Origin of the sequence: Paenibacillus camerounensis (assembly GCF_000723885.1) — a bacterium.
In the GTDB taxonomy this organism is placed as follows: Bacteria; Bacillota; Bacilli; order Paenibacillales; family Paenibacillaceae; genus Paenibacillus_AQ; species Paenibacillus_AQ camerounensis.
This window is the reverse complement of sequence record NZ_CCDG010000122.1, coordinates 1-978: the sequence shown is the minus strand read 5'-3', so window position 1 is coordinate 978 and position 978 is coordinate 1. Positions and strand designations below refer to the sequence as shown.

Sequence of the window (978 nt, the reverse complement as noted above, 5' to 3'; positions counted from 1 at the left end):
CCGATCCTAGAGGCGTTTGCGTTGTGGCAGCTTCCCGTCCCGCAGCATTTCAACCAGGATATCATGCTGGAGATTGATCTTGTGGATGAAGCCCAAATCCACAAGGTGCTCACCGCTTTGGCTGTGCATCATGACATCATCCGGTCGGTCTACCGGAAGGGCCGTCTTGAAATTCTGAGCAGCCGCGAAAGCAAATTGTATGAGTTAAAGGTGCTTGATGTCCGGGGTGAAGTGCAAGTGAAGGACCGGATCGAAGCCGCCTGTACGGAACTGCAGAGCAGTATGGATCTGGAACGGGGACCCCTGATGAAAGCGGCACTGTTCCGGACCGCCGGGAGAAATCTGCTCTTCCTCTGCCTGCACCATTTGATTGTGGACGGCGTTTCGTGGCGCATCCTGCAGGAGGACTTACGCACGGCTCTGCAGCAGGTGAAGGAAGGCCGGAGTATCAGCTTGCCGGCGAAGACGGCCTCGTTCAAGGAATGGGCAGAAGCGCTGGAGGCCTATAAAGGCAGCCGTCAGCTTCAAAAAGAACGGACGTATTGGGAACAGGTCATGTCACAGATGGAACAGGGCCATATTGCCATTGATGAACATACCGATGCTACCGGATTTGCCAGCCTGGAGATCACCTTGAGTAAAGAAGAAACGGAGCAACTGGTTCACCGCGCAGGCAGGGCATTTCACACTGAAATAAATGACCTGTTGATCAGCGCCATCGGTATGTCTGTCCAAAGGCTGACGGGGCAAGCTGTTGTGTCGGTTGGACTGGAGGGCCACGGCCGGGAAGAAATCCATACGAAGATGGAAATTGACCGGACCGTCGGCTGGTTTACAAGCATGTATCCGATTGTCATCGAATGTCATGAAGAGCTGCATGAAATGATTGTGGCAACAAAGGAAATGCTGCGGAAAGTTCCGAATCATGGCCTGGGATACGGGGTGCTGAAGCCGGAGCTTCCGGATCTCGCGGCTGAC

The 978-nt window shown here is 54.2% G+C and carries 1 protein-coding gene; it reads left to right on the top strand.

Annotated features, from left to right (window positions below; all coding sequences use genetic code 11):
- Positions 1 to 978, top strand: a 978-nt coding sequence (locus BN3772_RS29770; protein WP_042204348.1) for a condensation domain-containing protein, incomplete at both ends; no start/stop codon positions are given.